Below are 23,404 nucleotides of genomic sequence, written 5' to 3' on the forward strand. Positions count from 1 at the left end.
CTTATCCTGCGAAATAAATGCTCTCTTTCGGGATATGCAGCCCGATTGAGTCTCCCCGCTGCTTTACTGGCCGTCCCAGATTAATAGACATGCTGCGCAGCTGTTCTTGACCGACCTTGGTCGTATAGTTCACGCATGCGCCTGTAAATTCGGACATTTCAACAGAACCGGAGACGATATTGAATCCCTCAGCTACTGTGCTTTCCTGAACCGATTCAGGACGGATCGACATCGTAATGGTCTCCCCAGCCTCCAGACGAGCGCGTGGCGAAGCATTTTGTTTCAGCCCGCTGAGCACATGACCGGAAGCGAGGCGTACTTTAACCTCTTCTCCTTCGATGCCGACAACGGTTCCTTCCCACAAATTCGTCTCGCCAATAAACGAGGCGACAAATCGATTCACGGGGTAATGGTAAATCTCATGCGGAGTGCCTATTTGCTGTACCTCTCCACTCTGCATAACCATAATCCGATCGGACATCGACATCGCTTCTGCCTGGTCATGCGTCACGTAGATGGTCGTAATCCCGAGCTCCAGCTGCAACCGCTTGATTTCAAAGCGGGTTTCCTCGCGCAGCTTGGCATCCAGATTGGACAGTGGCTCATCCAGCAGCAAAATTTGTGGCTCAATAACGAGTGCTCGCGCCAGCGCGACCCTTTGCTGCTGCCCACCTGAGAGCTGATCAATGCGTCTGTCGCCGTAGCCCTCTAGTCGCACCAGCTTCATGATGCGCTCGACACGTTCCTTTGTATCTGTCTTGTTGATTTTGCGCACCTGCAACCCAAACGCGATATTTTCAAAGACAGTCATGTGTGGAAACAGTGCGTAGTTTTGGAAAACCATCCCCGTGTTGCGCTTGTGAGGCGGTACAGCCGTAACCTCCTGGCTGCCAAAACGGATTTGTCCCTCTGTCGGAAAGTAAAAGCCCGCGATCATTCGCAAGGTGGTTGTTTTGCCGCAACCGCTTGGCCCCAAAAATGTGAAGAATTCACCTGATTCAATATGGATGTGAACGTCCTCGACTCCTTTTGCATTGCCAAACCGTTTGTATACATGATCAAGTGTTACGCTGCTCATCAGGTCTTCTTTCCTCCTTTGTGGCAAGTTGTGGCCACATGCCCTAGCTTTGCATTGCACAAGTGACTAGACGGAAAGGAATCATCCTTCCCGTCTAGACATCATTACTTCTTGCCTTTGCCCTTAATGTTTTCATCCCAATGCTGCATCCACTCTTTTTCCTTAGCAGCCATTACATCCCAATCGAGATCCATCGGCTTCAGCTCCAGATTTTTCATGAAATCTGGCAAATCGTCTTTGCTGATATCGGTACGAGCAGGGAACTGGAAGCGCTCCTTAGCCAGCTGAGAAGCAATTTCCGGACTCATCAAGAACTCCATGAAGTTTTTCGCCGCATCCAGGTTTTTCGCGCCCTTGACGAGAGCGATACCGTCTACGAGAATAGGTGCTCCACTCTTTGGATAAATGAAATCATAAGGATGGTTGTTCTTTTTGCCTTGCAACAGAACGTCTTGCAGGTTCCACAGGGAGATTACGCCTTCTTGACGATCTAGCTTGAGGTAGAGGTTGGTTGGGTCTTGGGTGTATTCCTTCGTGTTAGCATCCAGCTTCAACAACCACTCATAGCCTTTTTCAGGTGTATCTGCACCCTGGCGGAAAATCATAGCGGAATAAATGGTGCGCATCGTGCCTGACGGCAGAACGTTACGAATCACGATTTTGTCCTTGAATTTCGGATCGAGCAATTCATCCCAATCTTGTGGCGCTTCTTCCGGCTTGAGCACATCCTTGTTGTACATGATGACCTCTGGCAAGAGCATCTCACCATACCAGCGATCTTGCGGGTCTTTGTACAAATCAGGAACCTTGTCAGAGAAGGTAGGCTTGTAAGCTTCCAGTAGTCCTTCATTAGCAGCTGTGCTCAATGCGGACTGTGTGCCGCCCCACCAGAAGTCAGCCTGCGGGTTGGCTTTCTCTGCACGAACACGCTCCAAAATTTGTTGGGCGCCCATCTCCAGTGTTTCCACCTCGATGTTTGGATACTTCTCCTTGAACTTCGGCAGGACGACTTCAAAAATGTTTTTGTCGCGTCCTGTATAAATAACCAGCTTTTGCGGTTCTCCAGACGGAGCTGGTGTTGCCGGTTGTGCTGCTGGCTGTGAGCCGGAACCACCACCGTTATTGCTGTTGTCAGCAGGTGCTGATTGTTGTCCTCCACCTGAGCACGCAGCCACAGTCAAGGCCAAGGAACTGACGAATATACCTTGCATCCATTTTTTTATGCTGTTGGACTTCTTCAAAACTTACTCCCCCTCTTCTTCTCTTCTCACTCTTTGTCAAGCAGTCTGCTGAACGGAAACGCTTCCAAGACGCAATGCACTGCGCCAATCAAGCCTGCCCGTTCCCCCAAGCTTGCCTGTTCGAGTCTTGGCACCTCTGGCACCCACTCGCTTAGCCAATCGTGAATTCGTTTCACCCCTTCTTCGTCGACGTGGACCATCTCCCCGCTCAGGATTAACAGCTCCGGGTTCAATACACTTACGATGTTTGCCATGCCATACGCCCAATGTCGATACACATCATCGAGAAGACGTTGTGCATCGGCGTTATTTTGCCGGGCGAGGCGGATGAGCGCTTCTATGACACTCGACCCTTCCTGAAGGTCGGAGAGAAATCCCTTTGCTTGCTGCAAAATTCCCGAGGTAGAGTAATTCGTCTCAAAAACCCCAGACGCGTCATTCGGACGGTTATGTACGGGACCGATCATCATAAAGCCGATCTCACCTGCTGCTTCTCGGCTTCCTCGGTAAAATTGTCCGTCCAAAATGATACCCGCGCCAATGCCTGTACCTACGTACATGTAGACGACATTGGAATGACCGACTCCTGCCCCACGGACGTATTCGCCCAGTGTCATCATATTCACATCGTTATCGATGATGACAGGCAGTCCAAGCCGCTCCTCGATGGTTTGCTGGATCGGAGAACCCATCCAGCCCGTACTGGGTGAAAAGCTGACAGTACCGCTCCCACGCTGAGTGACACCCTGCAAGCCGACGCCAACACCGAGCAGTCGTTCTCGCTCGATACCGCTCTCTTCCAAGAGTTGCTCCAAACCTGCCGCCAAGTCCTCAATGACGGTTTCGCCATTGGATGGCAGAGCCAGTCGCTTTCGGTAGCGTGCCAAAAACTCGCCTTTCAAATCGGCAATCGCCATGTCCAGTGTGGTACCCTCGAAAATCACCCCTGCAATCGCATACGCCTGGTAATTGTATTCCAAGAGAATCGGCTTTCGCCCGCCTTTGGAATCTCCCATCCCTACCTCGTGCAGAAGACCTTCTTGAATCATCTCTTCTACCAGAGCAGAAACACACGGACGACTGAGCATGGTCTCCTTGGATATATCGGCGCGGGAAATCTGACCGTGCTGTATGACCTGCTGTAAAACCTCTCCCTTGTTCAGCTTCTTCACCAGTTTGCTGTTGCCTGTTTTTCTGGGAACACGCACGCCTCACCAATCACCACCATAGAGTTAGTTAACTTTACTAACAAAGATTAACCAAATTATACCTGCCCAGTTCCGAATAGTCAAACAATTTTATAACAAGAAAAAGCGAATCCCTCTATACAGGAATCCGCTTATTATCCTCTACTCTTCTCCTACCGTTTGCCATACGTCCTTTACCAGCTCAATAAACGTTTGGATAGCAGCCTCGCCCTTTCTCCGCTCCAAACATACGAGCGAGGTCTCTGCTTTTTTGGAGAAGCGGTAAAGCTCTGTCAGTTCTCCCGTCCCAAGCTCCTTCGCTACCAAAGCCGTACTAAGCAGCGCTACCCCGATTTCGTTTAGAACAGACCGCTTGATCGTTTCCTCACTGCTGCACTTGATTACAGACGGCGGTACATACCCGATCTCCAGCAAGCACTGTGAGATGAATCCATCCAGGTTGCAGCCCTCCTGATAGGACAGAAAAGGAAAGGCTGCCAAAGCCTCCTGCATGGAGCGTTTCTTGATCATGTTAGGAGACGCGACAAGTGCAAATTCCTCCATGTCTACAATCGTAGAAAAAATCTCGGGCTGTGAGCTGACACCTGCAATAATGCCAATATCGGCCTCATGCGAATGAATTTTTCTGAGTGTCTCCTGGCTCGTACACGAAATGACCTGTAAATTGACCTGCGGATGAGTCTCGACGTACACTTTGAGAATTTGAGGCATGAAATGTGTACAGTAAAACTCAGGTGCTGCTACAACGAGCGGGCCTACGGGCAAGTGCAGCGTATTTAGCTCTTCCTCCATATGCTGCAACACAAGAAACAGCTGATCGGTGTACTGCTTGACTGTTTTTCCTGCCGGGGTTAAAAATGTGCGCTTGCCTACTCGATTGAGCAGCGGATGGCCAAGCTCACGCTCCAATGCCTGAATTTGCACGGTAATGGTTGGCTGACTGTATCCTAATACCTCGGCTGCCTTGGTCAAATTCAAATGCTCGGCTACCACCAGAAATGTTTTTAAATTCCGTAATTCCATAGTGGTTCCACTCCCCCCTTCCAATGCGACCCGTTTCCTGTGCCTATAGAGAGAAGTTTAGCCGAAGAATAGACATTTGATCAACTGATGAGCTTTCCAGACAAAGAAAAGAGGCCGTTCGCAGATGCGGCGACCTCCTTCCTTTTAGCGCTCTGAATATTTGCTCACAATACCTGCGAGCTTTCCGGCATCCACATTGCTGCCACTGACGATGGTCAGTACCTTTTTCCCTTGCAGATCAGGTACCGTACCCTGCATCAATGCCGCAACCCCTACTGCCCCTGAGCCCTCGACCATGAGATGATGCTCTTTTGCTAGCCAATGCATCGCCTGGGCGACATGCTCTTCTTCAACGAGCAAAAAGTCGTCCACAATCTCAAGTGCCAAATCCAGATTTCCCTGCGTAATTCCACCGTGCAGTCCATCCGCCAGTGAATCGCTGTACTCCACATCAGCCAGCCGCTTTTCACGGAAGGAATAGTACCACGGTGGTGAAGCGTGTGTCTGTATGCCAATCACTTTTACATCCGGCTTGATCGCCTTGGCGGCAAGTGCTACCCCGCAAATCAATCCGCCTCCACCCGCTGGCACGAGGATGACGTCAAAATCAGGCTCCTCCAGAAGTGCCTCCAGTCCGGCTGTTCCTTGACCTGCAATGATCTGATCATCTTCAAATGCATGAACAAACGTCCTGCCCGTCTCTTCTGCCAATTGGTACGCGTAGCTTTCAGCCTCATCATAGCTGTCACCGTGCACGACCAGCTCCGCACCATAGCGCTTGATTCCGGCTTTTTTCGTCTCTGGCGCTGTTTTCGGCACTACGATCAGAGCGGAAATGCCTTTCAGGGAAGCCGCATAGGCAACTCCCTGTGCATGGTTACCGGCAGAAGCGGTGATTACTCCACGAGCGAGCTCGTCTTCACGCATAGAGGCAATCTTGTTGAGTGCCCCCCGCGCCTTGAACGATCCGGTTTTTTGATGGCACTCCAGCTTCATCCATACGTCTGCGCCAGACAAGCTGGACAAGGCTGCCGACTGAATGAGCGGTGTCTGAATGACTTGCCCTCTCAAATGTTTATGTGCTTTGACAATATCGAGAAAAGATACCGTTAGCATTTGCTACATCCTCCTTTTGTACAATCTATTAGAAATGCTTGACCAATTGAATAAACAGCTCGATACCTGTCGGGATTACATCCTCGTCGATATCAAATCGGGGGTGATGGTGGGGATAAGCGCTTTGGTCGCCTCCCATTCCAATAAAAACAAAGGAACCAGGCTTACGCTCCAAATAATAGGAAAAGTCTTCTCCCCCCATGACCGGCTCTACATAGCATAGCACTTCTTCCCCCCAATGATCGGCGACAACTCCTGCGACATACTGGCTCATCTCTTTATCATTTACGACAGGCGGTGTGCCCCAGTCCACGATCACCTCACCCTTTGCGCCCCACGCGCTGCATATGGCCTCAATCGTCTGCTTCAGCTCGGCGACCAGCAATTGCCTCGTCTTTTCAGACTGCGCGCGGATCGTTCCGTAGAGAATGGCCGTGTTTGGGATAATATTGTAGGTGGTACCAGACTCCATCCGACAAATCGAAATAACTGCAGGCTCCATCGGGTTTATCCTCCGGGACACAATCCCTTGGACTGCTGTAATGACCTGGCTGGCTACAAAGATCGGATCAACGGTCTCATGCGGCATCGAGCCATGTCCACCGTAACCTGTAATCACGATACGCAAATCATCGGAGGAGGCCATTATCGATCCGTTGCTAATTCCGATTTTGCCTTTCGCAAGCGGCTGCCAGAGATGAAGTCCAAACACGGCGTCGACGTCGTCCACCACGCCTTGGCGAACAAGCGCTTCCGCACCGCTCGGGAGCATCTCCTCAGACGATTGGAACAGAAACAGCACATTGGGCCGTACTTCCCCCCTGTTCTCAGCAAGCCACTTCGCTGCTGCAAGCAAAATGGCGGTGTGACCGTCATGCCCACATACATGAGCGACACCCGGATTTTTGGAAAGATAAGCTTTATCCCCTTCTTCGTTCACAGGCAGAGCGTCTATATCTGCGCGCAGAGCAATCGTTTTGCTGCCATCCGTTCCCCGCAACAAGCCGACGACGCTGGGAGGCTCGCATGGAATCAGCTCAATTTGCCATTGTTGCAGCCATTTTCGGATATAAGCGGCAGTCTGATATTCCTCGCCAGACAGCTCCGGGTATTGATGCAAATATCGCCGCTCGTTCACCGTCCATTGGGCGAGAGTCGAGGTACAAATTGTCATGGCCTACTCTCCTTTTTATCAAAATGGTCCGTACCCGATCAGATGCGCAACAAACACCGCAACAGCCGCAACAGCGTATTGCATCATAATCAGCGGGAAAATCCACTTCATCCAGCGGGTCCACGGAATGCCTGCCAGCGCCAGTCCAGCCATAAAATAACCGGAGGTCGGGATAAAAATATTCGAGATTCCATCCCCGAACTGATAGGCGAGCACCGCTGTCTGGCGCGTCACCCCGACAAGCTCTGCCAAAGGCGCCATGATCGGCATGGTCAGTGCAGCCATTCCACTGCCAGACGGAACGATAAAGCTGATGATTGTTTGCAAGACGAGCATCCCGAGAGCCGTAAAGGTGCTCGGCAGCTGATTTAGCACCCCTGCGGAATAATACAGAATCGTATCGAGAATATGACCATCATTGAGGACAACCACGACAGCCCGCGCGACTCCGATGACCAACGCTCCGGCAATCAGCCCGGCTGCCCCTTTCATGAAAGCGTCTACGATATGATTGACGCTAAGCTTTCCTGTGAAGCCGATGATGATCCCGAGTAACAGGAAGAGTCCGGATAGCTCAGTCAAATACCAGCCATACTCGATCACCCCAAAAACCAGAACACCGAAGTTTAGGACAAACAAGGATAAGATCCATTTGTGCCTGACCGTTAATTGAATATCCTCGCGCAAAAGCTCACTCGTGCTTTTTCCTTCGAACAGACCAAAGAAGCCAGCTGAACGATCCTTTTTCACTTTTGATGCATACCGCAAAATAAAGGCGGTAGAAACGATGTACATCACGACAAATACAGCAATGCGATAGCCCATGCCGGAGAAGGGAGGTAATTCAGCGATTCCTTGGGCAACTCCCACTGTAAACGGATTCATAAGCGCCGACGTAAAACCGACAGACGCTCCTACCAAAACGATCGCCGCACCCGTAATTGCATCAAAGCCAAGTGCGATCGCCAGTGGAATCATGATTGCGATATAAGGCAGCGTCTCCTCGGCCATACCCATGAGGGAGCCTCCAGCGGCAAAAAACAGCATCATGATTGGAATCAGCCATTTTTCTTGATTTCGCAATAGCTTGGATAGAGTGACGATGAGTGCTTCAATCGCGCCAGTAGCCGTTATAATTCCGAATGTTCCGCCAATTATAAGAACGAAAAAGATGACTCCAGAGGCTTCAACCAAGCCGGTATGCACACTGTTGACCAGTCCCAGCGGCTTTACTGGAGAAGCTTCTATGAATTGAAAGGTAGCTGGGTCAATCACGTTTCTTCCATTTACTTCTACTCTTCCATATTCACCAGCAGGCAGTAAATACGTAAGTACAACTGCAATTGCAAGAACGACAAAGAGCAAGGCAAACACGTTGATATCCCATAGCTTTTTCTGCTTTTTCGGCTGCACGTCCACATGTAACTGACTCATGATAACCCCCCATTTGGTATCAGATCAGATGATCGGGAGAGAAGTCTCCTCCATCACTTGAAGGAGACTCTGCCTGCCCGAGCCTATTGCGTTACTTTTTGTGTAGCGAGAAACTCAGATACCTTTTCCAAGCCAGCCTTCAGTACCTCTGTAGAGCAGGCATATCCGATTCGGACCCAGCCCTCCATGTCAAAGCAGCTACCCGGTGTCAAAAACGCTCCGGTTGACCGGAACAAATCGATGCAAAATGCTTCTGACGGAATATCCAGCTCGTATTTCAGCATCGCGGTTGTTCCCGCCTGTGGCTTCACGTAAGAAACCAGCGGCTCGCTTATTACCCATTCATCTAAAATTTGTAGGTTATCACGTACGATCTTCAGGTTGCGCTCCATGATTTTGTCGCGGTTTTTCAAGGCATGTACGGCCAGCATATCGTCAAGCATCCCGCAGCTGATGGTTGTGTAGTCACGATGCTGGAAGCAGTTTTTGATCACATCTACAGGCGCGGCGATCCAGCCCAGACGAAGGCCCGCGAGAGAAAATACTTTAGACATACTGCTTGTCGCAATTCCTTTGTCGTACAGATCCACAATCGAAGGAACTGTAATCTCCGGATCTTGGTGCAAATTGCGATAGACCTCGTCACATAGCAGATAGGCATCTACAGAGCGGGCAATCTCTACGATTTCACGGAGAATCGCTTCGTTCATCAGCGCACCTGATGGATTGTTCGGGTTGTTAATGCAAATCAGCTTGGTCTTGTCTGTAACGAGCGAGCGCAGCTCATCGAGGTCAGGTAAAAACTCATTCTCTGGAAGCAATCTGAGCAGCTTTACTTGTGCGCCAAACGATTCAGGCACGGAGTAGATTTGCTGGTAGGTAGGATGAACCGTAATGACCTCGTCCCCTGGCTGGACAAGCGAGAACAAGGTAAGGAAATTGGCTCCGATCGCCCCATTCATCGCCAAAATGTTCTCTGGCTTCATCGTCTTGTACATGCCTGCCACGAGGCTGCGGAATTCCGGGGAGCCCTCGATGTGACCATACGTCAGCTTCTGCGCTGCCATCTCTTTGAAAAAGTCTTCTGGCTCAGCAGAAAGACGAATCAGCTCCTCGACTGTCAGAGAGTCTACACATGTCTCAGCAATATTGTAGACAGCCTCAAGCTCGTATTCATTCATCCATTCTTCTACTTTAAAAGGGGCAATTCTCATCGCTCGTTCTCTCCTTTACGCATACATTTCCTTTTACAGATCAACAATCGTTCCAACGCCGCGTTTATCTGCCACTTTCAAAATATGGGTAGCCGTCAGCAAATCCTGAATAGCGATACCTGTACTGTCAAAGATCGTAATTTCCTCTGCTGTATTTCTACCGGGAACACGCCCCAGGATCACGTTGCCGATTTCCCCAACGATGTCTGCTTCGGTGATGACTCCTTTTTTGATCGGAACCTCTGTTTCTCCTACACGAACAGCCTGCCCGACATCATCCACGAAGACACGCCCTGCTGCAAACAGGTGCTCATCAATCTCCTGCTTTCCTTCCATATCTGCACCGATACATGTGATGTGTGTACCTGGTTTTACCCAATCCTTTTGAATCATCGGCTCGCGGGAAGGAGTAGCTGTAATGATGATATCTGCTTGTCTGACGGCATCCTCGATATTTTCCACCGCGATAAATTCTACATCGCAGCGACTCGCATAACGCTCGTATTCATCTCCTGTATACTTCGAGACGAACTTTTTAAGAAGCTTGTCCTTGATCTGCGCTGTAAAGCTGCGTGCTTTTTCTCCTGATTTCGGATGGCAAATATAGACTCGTTTAATATGCTCCATGGCCATGAGCGTCGCCATGATTTGAAAAGGTGCCTGATGACCCGTACCCACGATGAGGAGGTTTTCTGATTCTGGACGTGCCAAATATTTGGCGCCAATTCCGCCTGCTGCTCCCGTACGCATGCAGGTGATGTGCTCCCCGCTCAAAATCCCGAGAGGAACACCCGTCTGACTATCCAATACCATGACAGTTCCGACCAGCTGTGGCAACCCTTTTTCTGCGTTGTCTCCAAACCATGAGACGAGCTTGAGCCCAAACACATCTGCTGCTGGCAAATGGCCTGATTTAATATCCATGTCGGCCCTGCCCTCTACGAATTCATGAAAGATGAGTGGGAACAATGTCGCCTGCTGATCTGACTTCATTTGATAGGCCTGCTCTACCACTTCGATCACACTGGCCATATCCAGTACGTCTTCGGTAGTTTCCTGATTGATTACGCGAAATGGAAACATGTGTCTCGCTCCTCCCCTCGATTTCCTTCACACTAACACAGTTTTCTGTCACTAAAAAATTGAAAGTTCCAATAGTTAGTATTAAGAAAAGTAAAGCCTCCAAATCCACGTCAGATCATGGGCTTTTCGCGAAAAAGCATTGAACTTCTGTTCCTCGTTTGTTACTATTTTCCTTAAAAAAGAAACTTATTTTCGCAATACGAAACAAAAATGCATTTCTTTTTTGGTGAATATCCAGGTCGTACGCAGTGAAAAGGGCTTCGGGCAACACCAATAATCAGAAAGTTCGTACAAAAAAATGCCGCCGAGACCTCTGCTGGGAAGGAAGACCATGTATATTCACTCCAATACGTTTACGTTCACTAAAGAAAAGGTGGGGATTTCATTGTTAAAAGGAAAAGTGGCCTTGATTACAGGCGCAGGTACTGGAATCGGACGTGCTACAGCCTTGCGCTTGGCAAAGGAAGGCGTACATATCACGATTAATTATTCCAGATCAGAGCAAGAGGCGCGTGAGACGCAAAAAGAGGTAGAGGCTCTCGGGGTTCAAAGTCTGTTATACCAAGCGGATGTAGCAGATGATGAGGCTGTCCGTCTCATGGTGAAAGAAACCATCAAGACGTTTGGACGCTTAGATATTTTGATCAATAACGCAGGTGTCACTACTTTTGTTGACCATCGCGACCTGGAAGGACTAAAGGATGAATACTGGGACAAAGTCATGGATGTCAATGTAAAGGGGATGTTTCATTGCTGCCGGGCAGCAGCTGACGAGCTGAGAAAGCAAAAGGGCTGTATCATAAACATTACCTCGATCGCAGGCATGACTGGGCTCGGCAGCTCCATCGCTTATGCGGCGTCCAAGGCTGCAGCCATCAGCGTCACGAAATCGCTGGCTAGAGTCATGGCACCCGAAGTTAGAGTAAACTGCGTTTCCCCAGGCGTCGTCCAAACCCGTTGGGTAGAAGGTCAGGATGAGCATGTAGAGCGTCTTGCCGAAGGAACACCATTGGGAAGAGTTGCTTCACCTGAGGACGTATCTGAAGTCATCTATTCCTTACTCGCTCACGCTCGCTTTGTAACTGGCCAGAACATAGTTGTCGATGGCGGTATGTTTATTTAAAGCAAACGTTCAAAAAGCAGTGAACACATCGCCCCATGCATGTGTGCACTGCTTTTTTTGTTATTCTCTGTACCCTAGTCGCCCTGATATCTTCTTGGCAATGCCTACAATATGCTCCTGCAATTCTTCCAACCTCTCTGCTGTCATACGCATCGTAGGTCCAGAAATACTCACTGCTGCAACAACCTTCCCGTTATGCTCGAAAATCGGAGCGGCAATACAGGAAATGCCCATTTCATTTTCTTCCAGGTCATACGCAAACCCGTTGCTTTTAATTTCTTTGAGTGCATCTAGTAAAACATCTTTATCGACAATCGTATGAACGGTATACGGCTCCATAGGCTGTCGATCGATTATTTTGGTTACTTCTGACGACGGCAAGTACGCCATAATCACTTTCCCAACACCTGTGCAGTGCATGGGAGCCCGTGTACCGACCTTGGAGTGCATGCGCAGCGTTTCGTTTCCTTCGAGCTTTTCAATATAGACGACCTCGCCACGATCATAGACAACGAGGTGAATCACTTCGTTTGTCACATTCCCGAGCTCTTTTAAAAATGGCTTCGCCTCTGTTCGCAAATCGATAGAGTCGAGCAAAGCCGAGCTCAATTCCAATACTTTATAGCCTAATTTATATTTCTCGGTTTCTGCATCCTGTTCAACATAGCCATGCCGAACAAAGGTAGACAGCATGCGATAAACCGATGTTTTGTTCAACCCGATCTCTTTGGATATTTCTGTTACGCCATATCCTCCCCTGCGAGAGCCAAGTACTTCAAATATCTGCAAGGCTCGATCAAGAGATTTAACCAAGTTATCACTCGACATAGTGGAGACACCCCAAATCTATTAGTGAGAAAAAACGGTAACAATCTACTCCTACTATAACATACAACGAAAGAATCTTAAGGACGGATAGCATTCGTCCTTAAGCCGGAACGGGAAATCCCCTTCACTTTTTTCAGTCCAAAAGAAGGGGATGGATGATTCGGCATTGACATTCCCCACATCTACGAGGGTGACCTGACCTCTTTGAAAATATCGACTAACGAGGTAGGCATATTCTCGGCTTCATCAAAATCCAGAGACTGCTCGATCAATGTGAGATGTTGGACGATAAGCTGCTCGGCAACCGCCTCGTCTCTTATTCGAATCGCTTCCAAAATTTGTGTGTGCTCGTCTGAGCTGCAGTACATTAATTGCTTGTAACCGTAAAAAGCAATAATGACATAGGTCAAGGAGATCAGTTCTTCCAAATAACGCAGGTAGTAGGAATTCCCTGCGATCTCTGCTATCTTCAAATGGAAATCCCCGGAAATTTGTAATACGCCAAACATATCACCTTGTACATGCGCCTCGTGCTCTTCTTCAATCAGGGCACATAGCCGATCGAGATGCTCCACATCCGCAAGCTTGCAGGCCTGTCGGATTGCTGCTGCTTCCAACACCCGACGCATTTCGAAAACTTCCTTGGCATCCGTAACTGCCGGACATGAGACAAACGTTCCTTTGTGCGGAATAATCGTCACCAATTTTTCGTACGCGAGACGCCGCAGTACGTTTCGGACAGGGGTACGACTAACGCCAAACGACTCTGCAATGACATCCTCTACCAACTGCATGTTAGGCCTGAGCTTTTGCTGCAGGATCGCTTGTTTTATCGTTTTATAAATGTCGGTTTCATTGGATTGGATCATTGGTTGGACCCTCTCTATTCATCCTTCGTGTATTAAGCAAGGCAACGACGACATTAGTACATTATAACATCAAAGGTTTTCATTTGCATAAACATTCAGAACAGACCCGCAATTACCATCTATTTAAAAGAAGGAGTATTCAGCACTTTTGACAGGCTGAATACTCCTTTGCTGATTAGCTTGAAAATTTCTAGATATCCCCAGATCAAACGCGGAAACAGTTTTGGGCAGAGGCTCTTTTCATCTTGTGCGTTATGACTAAGCCACGCGTGATTGTCTGTCGACTATCGAAACATTATCCTTCGTTATCAAACTGACAATGGTCATCACCACCACATTGATTACCAGGGCGATAATACCCTGGTTCAAATCCTGGATGGACTGCGGCAACAATGGGAACAGTGTCCCGATTGTAGTATTGCTGATCGTAACGTAAGCTACCATAGACACACCAGCAATGATTCCTGCTGCTGCACCCTGTTTCGTGACAAAATTTCGTTTCATCAAGCTGAACACCAATGACGGGCATAATTGCGTCACGAGACTGTAACCCATCAAGAGCAAGGTCACGAGCGTGTCGCCGCCCTCAAATGTGAAATAGAGGGAGATCAAGGCCACCACAGGTACGAGATATCTCGCCAGCCTGGAGACTTGTGCATCCGTCGTGTTTGGAACGATTACCTTGTACACATTTTTGGCCAAAAGAGTCGATGCCGACATCAGCATCATCGATCCCGGTACGATGGCAGTCAAAAGACCGGCCGCGCCGATGATACCGACGAACCACGGATCAAAGGTTTGGATAGAGAGACGCAAGAGTGATAGGTCGCCTTCCGCTCCTTTTAGACCAGGGACTTGCATGATAGCCGCGAATCCGACGAAAAAGACGAACAAGAGCACTAATTGATACATGGGCATGATGAAGGCATTCTTGCGGAACACTTTTTCGTTTTGTGCGGAGTAAATCGAACCAAAGGTATGAGGCCAAGCATAAAACCCAATTGCTGTAAGGAGTACCGTTGAGACAAACCAAGACGGGCTCAATCCCTTGTCCGGTAAGGCGAGGAATCCCGGTTTTACCGTCTCAATCGCTTGGAACATCTCGCCGATGCTGCCATAGTAATGGTAAGGCAGATATATACCGAGGAAGACGACGACACCTAGTATGGTGATATCTTTTACCACAGCCGTCCAAGCCGATCCATGAATCCCGGAAATCGTGACATAAACGGTAACAGCCATCGTTCCGATCCAGATCGCTGCGGTCGAAGAAATGCTCCCATAGGAGGCTTCTGATACGATTAGACCCAAACCTTTTAATTGCAGTACGAGATAAGGAATCAATGCTAATACCCCTACCAGCGAAACGAGTACACCGAGATAAGGGCTTTTGTACTTACTAACGAAAAAGTCAGATTGGGACATCAAGTTGTTTTCTTTTGCATAGCGCCAAATGGCAGGCAACAACCAATACGAGATGATATAGGCCAGACAGCCGTACCCCAGAATATAAAACGCGGGACCGCCCTTTCCGTAGGCCCAACCGCTACCGCCTAGGAAGGTGAATGTAGTGTAAATCTCGCCTGCCATGAGTAGGAAGATAAAAATGGTACCGAAACCGCGGCCCCCCACTGTCCACTGCTCCAGGTTCATGTCCTTTCCTTTGCGTGCCAAGATGCCTAGAAGAAGAGAAAATATAAGAAAACCGAATATTATGAATAAAGCTACGCCCATTATACCTCGCCCTCCTTATTCGCCGGGTCCAGCTTGTAGATAATGCCCATGATGATCGATGTCAGTACGACCCACAAGACAATCCAAAACAGAATGAACGGCAGTCCTGCAACAAATGGTGTAACCTTATTGACAAATCCTATACAGCCCAATATGCCGATAAACGGCAGCATCGCTAAAAAATGGATTAGCTTCATAGATATCTCCCCCAAATTTTATCTTTCACAGTTCTCCTTGTTTTCCATCACGATCTTTCTCGCTGCATTGACAAACATCTTCACGCCCACTTCCAGTGCATCTTCGTCCACTGTAAAGCGCGGATGGTGATGTGGATACGTAATGCCTTTTTCCTTGTTTCCAGCAGGCACGAAGAAGAAGCATCCCGGCGCCTTTTGCTGGAAGGCAGAGAAGTCTTCGCCACCCATGATTGGACGCATGTGCTCCACCCATTCTTGTCCTAAAGTCTCCACCACTACTTCTTCTATTAATTTCGTTACTTCGGGGTCATTGATCACAGGATAGTTGCCAAACTCGTATTTGAATTCGTAAGAAGCACCATGTGCCTCTGTAATTCCTTTAATCACACGCTCCATCAGGCCAGGAACGGCTGCACGCAGGTCCTTGTCAAAGCTGCGAACTGTACCGCAAATCTCTACAGCATCCGGGATAACGTTGTGTGTGGTACCTCCAATAAACTGCGTAACAGAGAGAACCAGATTGTCCAGCGGATCGGCATTGCGGGATACGATATGCTGCAGACTGGTTACGACTAAAGCTGCAATGGCGATGCTGTCAATGGTTTCATGCGGCAATGCGGCATGTCCACCTTTTCCAATTACAGTCAGCCAAAAGGTATCCGTTGCAGCCATCATCGGACCTGAGCAAATCCCGACTGTACCAAATTCCATCGTCGACCACAAATGCGTACCAATTACCATATCGACGCCATCCATCACCCCTGCCTGGACCATCTCCTCTGCACCGCCAGGAACTACCTCTTCCGCGTGCTGGAACAAAAAGCGTACTTCCCCTTTGATCTGATCTTTCTTGCTGGACAGAAGCTTCGCGGCACCAAGCAACATGGCCGTATGTCCATCGTGGCCACATGCGTGCATCACGCCGGGATTTTTTGAGACGAAGTCAAACGTGTTTTCTTCCATGATAGGAAGAGCATCCATGTCAGCTCGCATGGCTAGCACTGTACCAGGCTCTGAACCGATCAGACGCGCCATAACACTTTTTTCGGTCGGTCGACTTACTGCCAAATTCCCAAAAGAGACGAGAGTTTCATATACAAACTGGGCTGTCTTTTCTTCACGGAAGGAAAGCTCTGGATTTTGGTGCAAATAGCGTCTCCACGAGATTACCTGTTCCTTCAACTCTTCTGCTTCTTTATTAAGTGTTTCTGTTGCTGTCATTTCGTTCTCCTCCTTTTACTTGCCCGGGGATATCTTTCTCGGACCCGGGTGCGTTTGTCATCTGCCTTTTCTAAAATCCACGGGAAATGCTCAGACGGATCTCCCCACTCCTGTTTCTCTCTTTCTCAAACGCTGCTTTACTCGAAGATCGTACCTTTTCTGAATTTCGAATCTTTAAAGGCGTATTTGGTCAGAAGAATATAGGCAATCCCCGCCACAACAAAACCAACAATCCACGCCAGCTCCACTTTTACGATTGCTGCTCCGGCACCGATAAACATTGCGAGCATAGCGTTTGGGTTATACCCTGCAAATGGACCGTCTTCCTTGTACAATTCCGAGATGTTCACTTCTTGCCTCCGTAAGATGTAGTATTCGACGAGAAGGATGGAGACGATCGGTCCTAAAAAGGCAGAGTAAATCAGAATGAACAGGTTCAGACCTTCTGCAGAAGAATCCTGCACCAGCACCCACGGGAATGAGCAGAGCGCGAGCAAGCCCGTGATGATTACCGCTGGCTTGAATTTGACTTTGGTCAGCAGCGTAATGACATAGGCTGGCGGAATGATGTTGGCAACCATGTTGACTGCTACCACGCCCATGACAATAAATGCAGATACAAAAATAGTAATGTATGAGTTATCAACCACGAGTGCAAATGCCTTGACTGGATTGGAAATGCCCGTTGCGGAAGCTAGCATGCCCCCGATGGTGAGGGTAAAGCCGTACGCGATTAAAATCGGCAGGAAGTACAAGAATCCGCGCTTCGCGTCACTGATGCCTGTTTTCAGCTCTCTCGAATAGTCTGCGGCACTCAAAAAGATAGCTGCGTAATTCCCCATAAATACCATAATGAATGCAAAGAACGGCAAGCCCCACGTCCCTTCAGTATGAACCCATTTTTCTGCAATCACAGCACTATGGGAGGTAAGCAGAACACCGAATACGTATAGAAGGGCGAGCATAATCACGATTGACGTAAGCGCTTCCACCCATTTGATTGCATGAAATCCGTACAGAGACAACCCGATTTGCACAAGCTGGAGGACAACGAAGCAAATCGCGACACTATCAAAGGCTCCACCCGTTACAATCTTGGCGATTTCGTTTAGCGCCGTGCCCCCTATCCAGCTCTGAAAGCCGTACCAGACAATCGCAGGTATACCACGCATCAGTGAGGAGATGACGGAGCCTTTTAGCCCAAATGACATCCTGAGCTGCACAACATAAGGGATTCCCGTTCTGTAACCGAGTCGATCGTTCAGGGCGAAAATGATGGAAATGATCCCGATCGCGATGATTGTGGCGGCCATGGTTTGCACGATATTCAACGTAGCAATCCCCGCAACAATCAAGCTGGCACCGAGTGTCATGTTGCCTAGATTCACACCATCGCCAATCCACATAAAAATGTAATCGAGTGGCCGTACGGTTCGGGCATCGTCTTTTTTCGGATTTAACGATTCATCCAGACCCGTGTTCTGTTGGATCTGTGTTTCCGTCGCCAATAAGCTTTCCACATTGGTTGACATAATTCGCCCAGCTCCTTTTTGTTATCGGTTCTTGTTCCGCAATAAGAAACAATGTTTCTAGTGAAGATTCGCTTTTTTACAGGATGACACGGCATTTTTGCTTTGCTCTTTTTGCGCAAGTGATTTACGAACGATAAGCTGATGGTAACCCGGGAAGAGTCCCGGGCTCCTCAATCAAAAAGGGCCTGTTACTCATTGTGCTTGGGCGAAGTTGTTTTGAGAAGTTTTGGGATGGGAGAGGAGCTGTCCGATCGGTTCACTGACAATCCCTTGTGGAAGATCAAAGACTAGATGACCTCGTACAAATGTTTTTGTGACGCGGCAGTTGATGGTTCTACCTGTGTAGGGGCTTTGTTTATGACGATAATACAAATCTTCTGCTGCTACCGTATACGACTGATTTGGATCTACGAGAATGATGTCTGCATCTTTAAAGATCGCGATTTCACCCTTTGACTTCAGCTGGAACCGTTCTGCCGGCTTCGTTGCAATCATTCGAACAAATTCTGTGACGGGGACATTGCGTTTTTTTACAGCTTCATCAAACATGAGGTCGACGTTGTTCTGGCAGCCGGAAATGCCACCCCACACTTCGAAAATATTGTTTGTATCACTGTGCTTCATTGCTGGTGGGCACGGAGAATGATCAGAGGTGAGCATATCGATCTTGCCTTGCTTTAGTACTTCCCACAGTTTTTCTTGTTCTCGCTCATCGCGCAAAGGCGGAGAACATTTTGCCAGTGGGCCAATCGCTTCAAACTGGCTGGTCGTAATCGTGAAGTAATGCGGGCATGATTCTAGGGTTACATCCTGACCTTCCTTGCGTGCCGAAATGATGACCTCCACGGCTTCTGCACTGCTGATATGGACAAAATGCAGTTTGCATCCTGTCTCTCTCCCCAATTGCAGGGCGCGCTTGACAGCTTCTACTTCGGAGATGATGGGACGTGATTCTACGTAATCGGTCGCTGTCAGCTTTCCTTGCTTGATCTTTTCTTCTGCGAGGCGATCCGTAATTTGGGGATTCTCAGCGTGGATCGATAACACATGACCGAGCTGAGCTATTTTTTTCATTCCGGCATAAAGCGTGTAATCATCCACATTTTTGAAATCGTCAGGCAAGTCTGTGCCGCAGGATGCCATGAAGCATTTGTAGGCGACGACCCCTTCATCGGACAGCTCCTGCAGGTTATCCAGATTTCCTGGTACCAATCCTCCGTAGAAGTAATAGTCGACGTAATTTTTACCTTCGGCCGCCCTCCTTTTTGCCTCCAGTGCTTGCTTGGTAGTCGTGGCGGGCAGGGCATTCAACGGCATATCCACGTATGAGGTGGTCCCGCCTGCTGCGAGTGCTTTGGTCCCGATAACAAAGCCTTCCCACTCGGTTCGTCCCGGCTCGCAAATGTGTACATGTGTGTCAATCATTCCTGGCATCACGTATTGGCCAGTGGCATCCACTACCTCGATTGCAATCGCTTCCAAACTTTCGGCAATCGCGGAGATTTTCCCATCTCGCACGCCGATGTCTACCTTCTTCACTTCATCACGAAAAACGACGTTCCCACCTTTAATAATGAGATCATAAACCATACACCCTTACCTCCCCTAGTTTTTGTTTTTTACCTCCCATTTTCTAAAGCGCTCTCCCGTTTTGGTAAAAGAAGACCGCTTGACCTTTGCGATATCGATGTATGCGCTTATCGGTCAAGCGGTACGAGAACCCCTTGGATGAATTTACTTGTTGTTTAACAGATCATAGAGTGTGAGTGCGACGATCTTCGTTGCTTTGACCAAATCGTCAATTTTCACATGCTCATCAGCACGGTGGCCGTTTGCTTCCAGCAAGGTGCGCGGTCCCGCTCCAAACATGACGGTCGGAATCCCGGCTTCTGCGAAAAGTCTGGCATCTGCATAGAGTGGCACACCGTGAACGGTAAGCTCTCCGTCCATGATTTCCTTCCAGTTTGCTCCGAGTGTTTGGATGAGTGCCGTATCCTCTGGAACAGGGCCAAAGCTTTTTGCCAAAAGGATACGCTCAACCGCCGCTTCGATGCCGATATATTCGCTTGCTGTTTGTTCTACCAGGCGGCGCAGCTCTGCTTCGACTTGCTCTCCATCTTCTTCCGGGATGAGTCTGCGGTCGATACGAATCGTGCATTCATCTGGCACAACGTTTGTATTGATGCCACCCGAAATCAGACCGACAACCATATTTGGCGTGCCGATTCCTGGCACCTTGGAGGAGACTCCCCGCAAGGTTCTGCGATACTCGTACAAGGCAGCAAGTACGCCCGTCATCGCTTCGATGGCGTCATAGCCTGTCTCCGGCGCAGCTGCGTGTGCCGATTTCCCTTTGAGCTTAATCTCCAGATGGAGGCAGCCATTATGTGCATTGACAATCGAGTGTGTGAAGCCCGCTGCTATTGCCATGTCCGGTGCGATATGGCCTTTTTCCAGCAGCCACTTCGGCCCGATGATGCCGCCTACCTCCTCGTCGAAGGTAAATGCGAGCGAAACTTTACCGGACAATTGTTCAGCCACCTGCCGAAGCGCCATCACCGCAAATGTATAGGTGGCAATATCGGACTTGGATACCGCTGCTCCGCGACCATAAATTTTGCCGTCGACAATTTGCCCGCCATAAGGATCATACGTCCAGCCAAGCCCCGGAGCGACGACATCCCCGTGTGAATTGAGGGCGATCGTAGGTCCTGCTCCATCTCCAAAGCTCGTAGTGGAGACAACATTGGCCACTCGTATCATGCCATTGGCTTTTACGGCTTCCGGCTCTACTGGAAGCAGCGATACATCTTCAAAGCGGAAGTCTGAAAGACGTTTTTCGATGTGGGTCGCGATGTTGTAGCAGTCCCCTGGTGGATTATCTGATGGAATCGCTACCAATTCCTGCAAAAAAGAAATCAGATGGTCTGTATGTGCTTCTATCCATTGAAGTACTTCCTGTTTCGATGAATTCAGCGTTCCTTGATTTGCAGTGCTCATGTACTGGCAACTCCTTTATCTTCATTTTTCAAGCCCTCACCTACGTCAGCCTGAGTACCACGTTCAACAGGACCGAAGCCCCTGCTTGCATATCCGCTACCGTCACAAACTCATCTGGATGATGGCTTACCCCATCCCTGCATCTGACGAAAATCATTCCGATATCGGTGATCGAAGCAACTGCCATTGCGTCATGCCCTGCACCGCTCACGATCTGAATCGGTTTCATCCCGCTCTCTGCCAGAACAGTTTCAATCTCATTGATAAAACGCTGTGAGCAAGCTACAGCGGGAGAATCCATAATCTGCGAAAACTCCCCAACCAATCCGCGCCTCGCTAAAATGCGCCTGCATTCCTCCAAAATGTCCGCGAGAGCCATCTTTTTGGTTTGATCTTCGATATGCCGTATGTCCAGCGTCCCCTCGACAACACCTGGAATGACATTGCTCGCTCCAGGAGCAACGGACAATTTGCCGACCGTTACCACAAGATTCTGATATTTTTGCGCAGCCTTTTCCATCGCCAGGATCATTTCGCTCGTTCCTACCAGTGCGTCCTTGCGCATCGAGATCGGGACAGTCCCTGCATGACCCGCGTTTCCTTCTACACGAAAGTGATACCGTGCTGCTCCTGCGATCCCCGAGACAGCACCACAGGCTTGCATCTCCTGTTCCAGAACCGGTCCCTGCTCGATATGCAGCTCGATATAGCCGAGGATCGTCTTCGGGTCACGTGCAGCCAAATGATAGCGGGACGGCTCCAGCCCCAGCTCTTGCATGGCGGCAGCTACGGTAATCCCTTGTTCATCCTTTGCCTGTAAATCCTCCGCTCGCAAATCACCGGATAATGCCTTGCTACCCAGCAAAGTCGTATGAAACCGGGTCCCTTCCTCGTCACAAAAGCCAATCACCTCGATAGGATGCCGCGGTCGATATTGGTGCTCGTGCAGCGTCTGGACGACCTCGATGCCTGAGAGGACTCCGAGAATTCCGTCATACTTCCCAGCTTCGACGACCGAATCAAGATGGGAACCGATCAGCAGTGCAGGAGCATCGGGTTGTGTTCCTTCGTATCTGCCAATCAGATTGCCTAGTTCATCACGGCGAACTATCATTCCTGCCTCTCTCATCCATTGGCTGACGAGCTCGTTTGCCGTCTCGCTTTCTTTAGTAAACGAAAGTCGCGTTACGCCTCGTACAGTCGTACTGCATGCTGCCAATTCTTCAATACGCTGGGCGATTCTCTGTGCGCTCACGCTTTGCTGCATCACTTGCATCTGCTCTCCTCCTTCCCTACCAATCAGAGAAAACAGCCCTTGCACAGCCTGATGAATCCCTCGTTGTATACAATACGATTTATGATTGTATACACTGTTATATCCATACCGAAACTATAGTTTGAATTTATACAATTTTCAATATTTTTATTTCTACTTCCAGATGCTTTTTTTACGCTTGTTGAGAGGAACCAAACTCGCGCATTTTTTGCTTTACGCTAGCCCTGACAGCGTCTACTGCCTGTCTTGCATACTTTTGCACCTCATAGGCATTCGCTGCTCCCACCAGTACGCGTCTAAGCGCTGCCGTGTACACTATCTGGTTTTCGGTATTGACGTTGATTTTCGTGATGCCAAGCCCAATTGCTTTTTGGATATCGCGGGTCGGGATACCTGTACCTCCATGGAGAGCACAAGGTGCCTGGGTCAAGCGTACGATATCTGCCAGAAGATCAAATTGGAGCCTGGGCTCACCCTTGTACAGCCCGTGTACAGACCCAAGTGCCGGTGCCAAGCAATCGATCTGCGTTTCGAGCATGAATCGCTCACAGTCTTTTGCAGCAGCAAATGTCCCCAGCGACTCATCAACAACGATTCCATCCTCTTCCCCTGTTATACGTCCGAGCTCTGCCTCAACGGATACGCCGAGCGAGCGGGCAACCGCGGCCACTTTTTGCGTCAGCTCGATATTCTTTTCCAGTGGCAAATGGGACCCATCAATCATGACAGAGGAAAATCCTGCCTGGATCGCTTTGACACATGCTTCAAAGGAAGAGCTATGATCCAGATGAAGTGCGACGGGAACCGTAACCTCGTACGCTTTGATCAGTTCCCGGACGATCGAGGCAACGAGTGCAAAGCCTCCCAAATGACGAACCGCTGCTTCCGTAATACCGAGGATGACCGGCGAGCTCTCTTCCTTTGCCGCAAGCAAAAAGGCTTGTGCGAACTCCAAGCTGTTTACATTAAACTGACCGACTGCATATTGCCGCTCTTTTGCTGCATGCAGCATGTTTTTCATCGAAACGATTTGCATACATACCTATCTCCTCT

At 49.1% G+C, this 23,404-nt stretch carries 20 protein-coding genes; 1 reads left to right on the forward strand and 19 read right to left on the reverse strand.

Annotated features, from left to right (window positions below):
* Window position 1: 1 nt before the first annotated feature.
* From C3B52_RS13850 to C3B52_RS13890, 9 genes are all read right to left on the reverse strand, one after another.
* Window positions 2–1,078, reverse strand: coding sequence for an ABC transporter ATP-binding protein (locus tag C3B52_RS13850; protein WP_103106671.1), 1,077 nt, complete (start codon window positions 1,076–1,078; stop codon window positions 2–4).
* A 104-nt stretch (window positions 1,079–1,182) separates the two neighbouring features.
* Window positions 1,183–2,289, reverse strand: a complete 1,107-nt coding sequence (locus C3B52_RS13855; RefSeq protein ID WP_373419727.1) for an extracellular solute-binding protein — start codon at window positions 2,287–2,289, stop codon at window positions 1,183–1,185.
* A 56-nt stretch (window positions 2,290–2,345) separates the two neighbouring features.
* Window positions 2,346–3,527: an ROK family protein gene (locus tag C3B52_RS13860; RefSeq protein ID WP_103106673.1), complete on the reverse strand. Its 1,182-nt coding sequence runs from the start codon at window positions 3,525–3,527 to the stop codon at window positions 2,346–2,348.
* Window positions 3,528–3,668: 141 nt separating this feature from the next.
* Window positions 3,669–4,550, reverse strand: coding sequence for a LysR family transcriptional regulator (locus tag C3B52_RS13865; RefSeq protein ID WP_103106674.1), 882 nt, complete (start codon window positions 4,548–4,550; stop codon window positions 3,669–3,671).
* A 144-nt stretch (window positions 4,551–4,694) separates the two neighbouring features.
* A complete protein-coding gene (locus C3B52_RS13870) occupies window positions 4,695–5,666 on the reverse strand; it encodes a threonine ammonia-lyase (protein ID WP_103106675.1) in 972 nt (323 codons plus the stop codon).
* Between the two features lie 28 nt (window positions 5,667–5,694).
* A complete protein-coding gene (locus C3B52_RS13875) occupies window positions 5,695–6,840 on the reverse strand; it encodes a M20 metallopeptidase family protein (protein ID WP_103106676.1) in 1,146 nt (381 codons plus the stop codon).
* A gap of 18 nt (window positions 6,841–6,858) precedes the next feature.
* Window positions 6,859–8,274, reverse strand: a complete 1,416-nt coding sequence (locus C3B52_RS13880) for a YfcC family protein (protein ID WP_103106677.1) — start codon at window positions 8,272–8,274, stop codon at window positions 6,859–6,861.
* An 83-nt stretch (window positions 8,275–8,357) separates the two neighbouring features.
* Window positions 8,358–9,488, reverse strand: coding sequence for an aminotransferase (locus C3B52_RS13885; protein WP_103106678.1), 1,131 nt, complete (start codon window positions 9,486–9,488; stop codon window positions 8,358–8,360).
* Between the two features lie 33 nt (window positions 9,489–9,521).
* Window positions 9,522–10,571 (reverse strand): ornithine cyclodeaminase family protein, encoded by a 1,050-nt coding sequence (locus C3B52_RS13890; RefSeq protein ID WP_103106679.1) that lies wholly within the window; start codon window positions 10,569–10,571, stop codon window positions 9,522–9,524.
* Window positions 10,572–10,902: 331 nt separating this feature from the next.
* On the opposite strand from C3B52_RS13890, the gene C3B52_RS13895 reads away from it, so the two are divergent.
* Window positions 10,903–11,694: an SDR family NAD(P)-dependent oxidoreductase gene (locus tag C3B52_RS13895; protein WP_201264886.1), complete on the forward strand. Its 792-nt coding sequence runs from the start codon at window positions 10,903–10,905 to the stop codon at window positions 11,692–11,694.
* 60 nt (window positions 11,695–11,754) lie between these two features.
* Here C3B52_RS13895 and C3B52_RS13900 read toward each other — a convergent pair whose 3' ends face one another.
* The 10 genes from C3B52_RS13900 to fba form a co-directional block, all read right to left on the reverse strand.
* A complete protein-coding gene (locus C3B52_RS13900; RefSeq protein ID WP_103106680.1) occupies window positions 11,755–12,522 on the reverse strand; it encodes an IclR family transcriptional regulator in 768 nt (255 codons plus the stop codon).
* Window positions 12,523–12,704: 182 nt separating this feature from the next.
* Entirely contained in the window at window positions 12,705–13,391 is a 687-nt protein-coding gene (locus tag C3B52_RS13905) for a GntR family transcriptional regulator (protein WP_103106681.1), read from the reverse strand.
* A gap of 258 nt (window positions 13,392–13,649) precedes the next feature.
* Window positions 13,650–15,125 (reverse strand): sodium:solute symporter family protein, encoded by a 1,476-nt coding sequence (locus tag C3B52_RS13910; protein ID WP_103106682.1) that lies wholly within the window; start codon window positions 15,123–15,125, stop codon window positions 13,650–13,652.
* Entirely contained in the window at window positions 15,125–15,322 is a 198-nt protein-coding gene (locus tag C3B52_RS13915; RefSeq protein WP_103106683.1) for a DUF3311 domain-containing protein, read from the reverse strand. The genes C3B52_RS13910 and C3B52_RS13915 overlap by 1 nt, the downstream gene beginning before the upstream one ends.
* Before the next feature lie 18 nt (window positions 15,323–15,340).
* On the reverse strand, window positions 15,341–16,543 hold the full coding sequence (locus C3B52_RS13920; protein WP_103106684.1) for a M20 family metallopeptidase: 1,203 nt from the start codon (window positions 16,541–16,543) through the stop codon (window positions 15,341–15,343).
* A 137-nt stretch (window positions 16,544–16,680) separates the two neighbouring features.
* Window positions 16,681–18,075, reverse strand: a complete 1,395-nt coding sequence (locus C3B52_RS13925; protein WP_103106685.1) for an NCS1 family transporter — start codon at window positions 18,073–18,075, stop codon at window positions 16,681–16,683.
* A 192-nt stretch (window positions 18,076–18,267) separates the two neighbouring features.
* Window positions 18,268–19,665, reverse strand: a complete 1,398-nt coding sequence (gene allB, locus C3B52_RS13930) for an allantoinase AllB (RefSeq protein ID WP_103106686.1) — start codon at window positions 19,663–19,665, stop codon at window positions 18,268–18,270.
* Window positions 19,666–19,809: 144 nt separating this feature from the next.
* Complete coding sequence (locus C3B52_RS13935) at window positions 19,810–21,075, reverse strand: ArgE/DapE family deacylase (RefSeq protein ID WP_103106687.1); 1,266 nt, start codon at window positions 21,073–21,075, stop codon at window positions 19,810–19,812.
* Window positions 21,076–21,115: 40 nt separating this feature from the next.
* A complete protein-coding gene (locus tag C3B52_RS13940; RefSeq protein ID WP_103106688.1) occupies window positions 21,116–22,351 on the reverse strand; it encodes an allantoate amidohydrolase in 1,236 nt (411 codons plus the stop codon).
* A gap of 172 nt (window positions 22,352–22,523) precedes the next feature.
* Window positions 22,524–23,387: a class II fructose-1,6-bisphosphate aldolase gene (gene fba, locus C3B52_RS13945; RefSeq protein WP_103106689.1), complete on the reverse strand. Its 864-nt coding sequence runs from the start codon at window positions 23,385–23,387 to the stop codon at window positions 22,524–22,526.
* Window positions 23,388–23,404 lie beyond the last annotated feature (17 nt).

This window comes from Brevibacillus reuszeri, from assembly GCF_002897295.1.
GTDB lineage: Bacteria > Bacillota > Bacilli > Brevibacillales > Brevibacillaceae > Brevibacillus > Brevibacillus reuszeri_A.

Bases quoted from the DNA above. Each gene is read 5' to 3' on its own strand.
- C3B52_RS13850 (WP_103106671.1), bottom strand. From the start codon at position 1,078: ATGAGCAGCGTAACACTTGATCATGTATACAAACGGTTTGGCAATGCA.
- C3B52_RS13855 (WP_373419727.1), bottom strand. From the start codon at position 2,289: ATGCAAGGTATATTCGTCAGTTCCTTGGCCTTGACTGTGGCTGCGTGC.
- C3B52_RS13865 (WP_103106674.1), bottom strand. From the start codon at position 4,550: ATGGAATTACGGAATTTAAAAACATTTCTGGTGGTAGCCGAGCATTTG.
- C3B52_RS13870 (WP_103106675.1), bottom strand. From the start codon at position 5,666: ATGCTAACGGTATCTTTTCTCGATATTGTCAAAGCACATAAACATTTG.
- C3B52_RS13875 (WP_103106676.1), bottom strand. From the start codon at position 6,840: ATGACAATTTGTACCTCGACTCTCGCCCAATGGACGGTGAACGAGCGG.
- C3B52_RS13880 (WP_103106677.1), bottom strand. From the start codon at position 8,274: ATGAGTCAGTTACATGTGGACGTGCAGCCGAAAAAGCAGAAAAAGCTA.
- C3B52_RS13885 (WP_103106678.1), bottom strand. From the start codon at position 9,488: ATGAGAATTGCCCCTTTTAAAGTAGAAGAATGGATGAATGAATACGAG.
- C3B52_RS13890 (WP_103106679.1), bottom strand. From the start codon at position 10,571: ATGTTTCCATTTCGCGTAATCAATCAGGAAACTACCGAAGACGTACTG.
- C3B52_RS13895 (WP_201264886.1), top strand. From the start codon at position 10,903: ATGTATATTCACTCCAATACGTTTACGTTCACTAAAGAAAAGGTGGGG.
- C3B52_RS13900 (WP_103106680.1), bottom strand. From the start codon at position 12,522: ATGTCGAGTGATAACTTGGTTAAATCTCTTGATCGAGCCTTGCAGATA.
- C3B52_RS13905 (WP_103106681.1), bottom strand. From the start codon at position 13,391: ATGATCCAATCCAATGAAACCGACATTTATAAAACGATAAAACAAGCG.
- C3B52_RS13910 (WP_103106682.1), bottom strand. From the start codon at position 15,125: ATGGGCGTAGCTTTATTCATAATATTCGGTTTTCTTATATTTTCTCTT.
- C3B52_RS13915 (WP_103106683.1), bottom strand. From the start codon at position 15,322: ATGAAGCTAATCCATTTTTTAGCGATGCTGCCGTTTATCGGCATATTG.
- C3B52_RS13920 (WP_103106684.1), bottom strand. From the start codon at position 16,543: ATGACAGCAACAGAAACACTTAATAAAGAAGCAGAAGAGTTGAAGGAA.
- C3B52_RS13925 (WP_103106685.1), bottom strand. From the start codon at position 18,075: ATGTCAACCAATGTGGAAAGCTTATTGGCGACGGAAACACAGATCCAA.
- allB (WP_103106686.1), bottom strand. From the start codon at position 19,665: ATGGTTTATGATCTCATTATTAAAGGTGGGAACGTCGTTTTTCGTGAT.
- C3B52_RS13935 (WP_103106687.1), bottom strand. From the start codon at position 21,075: ATGAGCACTGCAAATCAAGGAACGCTGAATTCATCGAAACAGGAAGTA.
- C3B52_RS13940 (WP_103106688.1), bottom strand. From the start codon at position 22,351: ATGCAAGTGATGCAGCAAAGCGTGAGCGCACAGAGAATCGCCCAGCGT.
- fba (WP_103106689.1), bottom strand. From the start codon at position 23,387: ATGCAAATCGTTTCGATGAAAAACATGCTGCATGCAGCAAAAGAGCGG.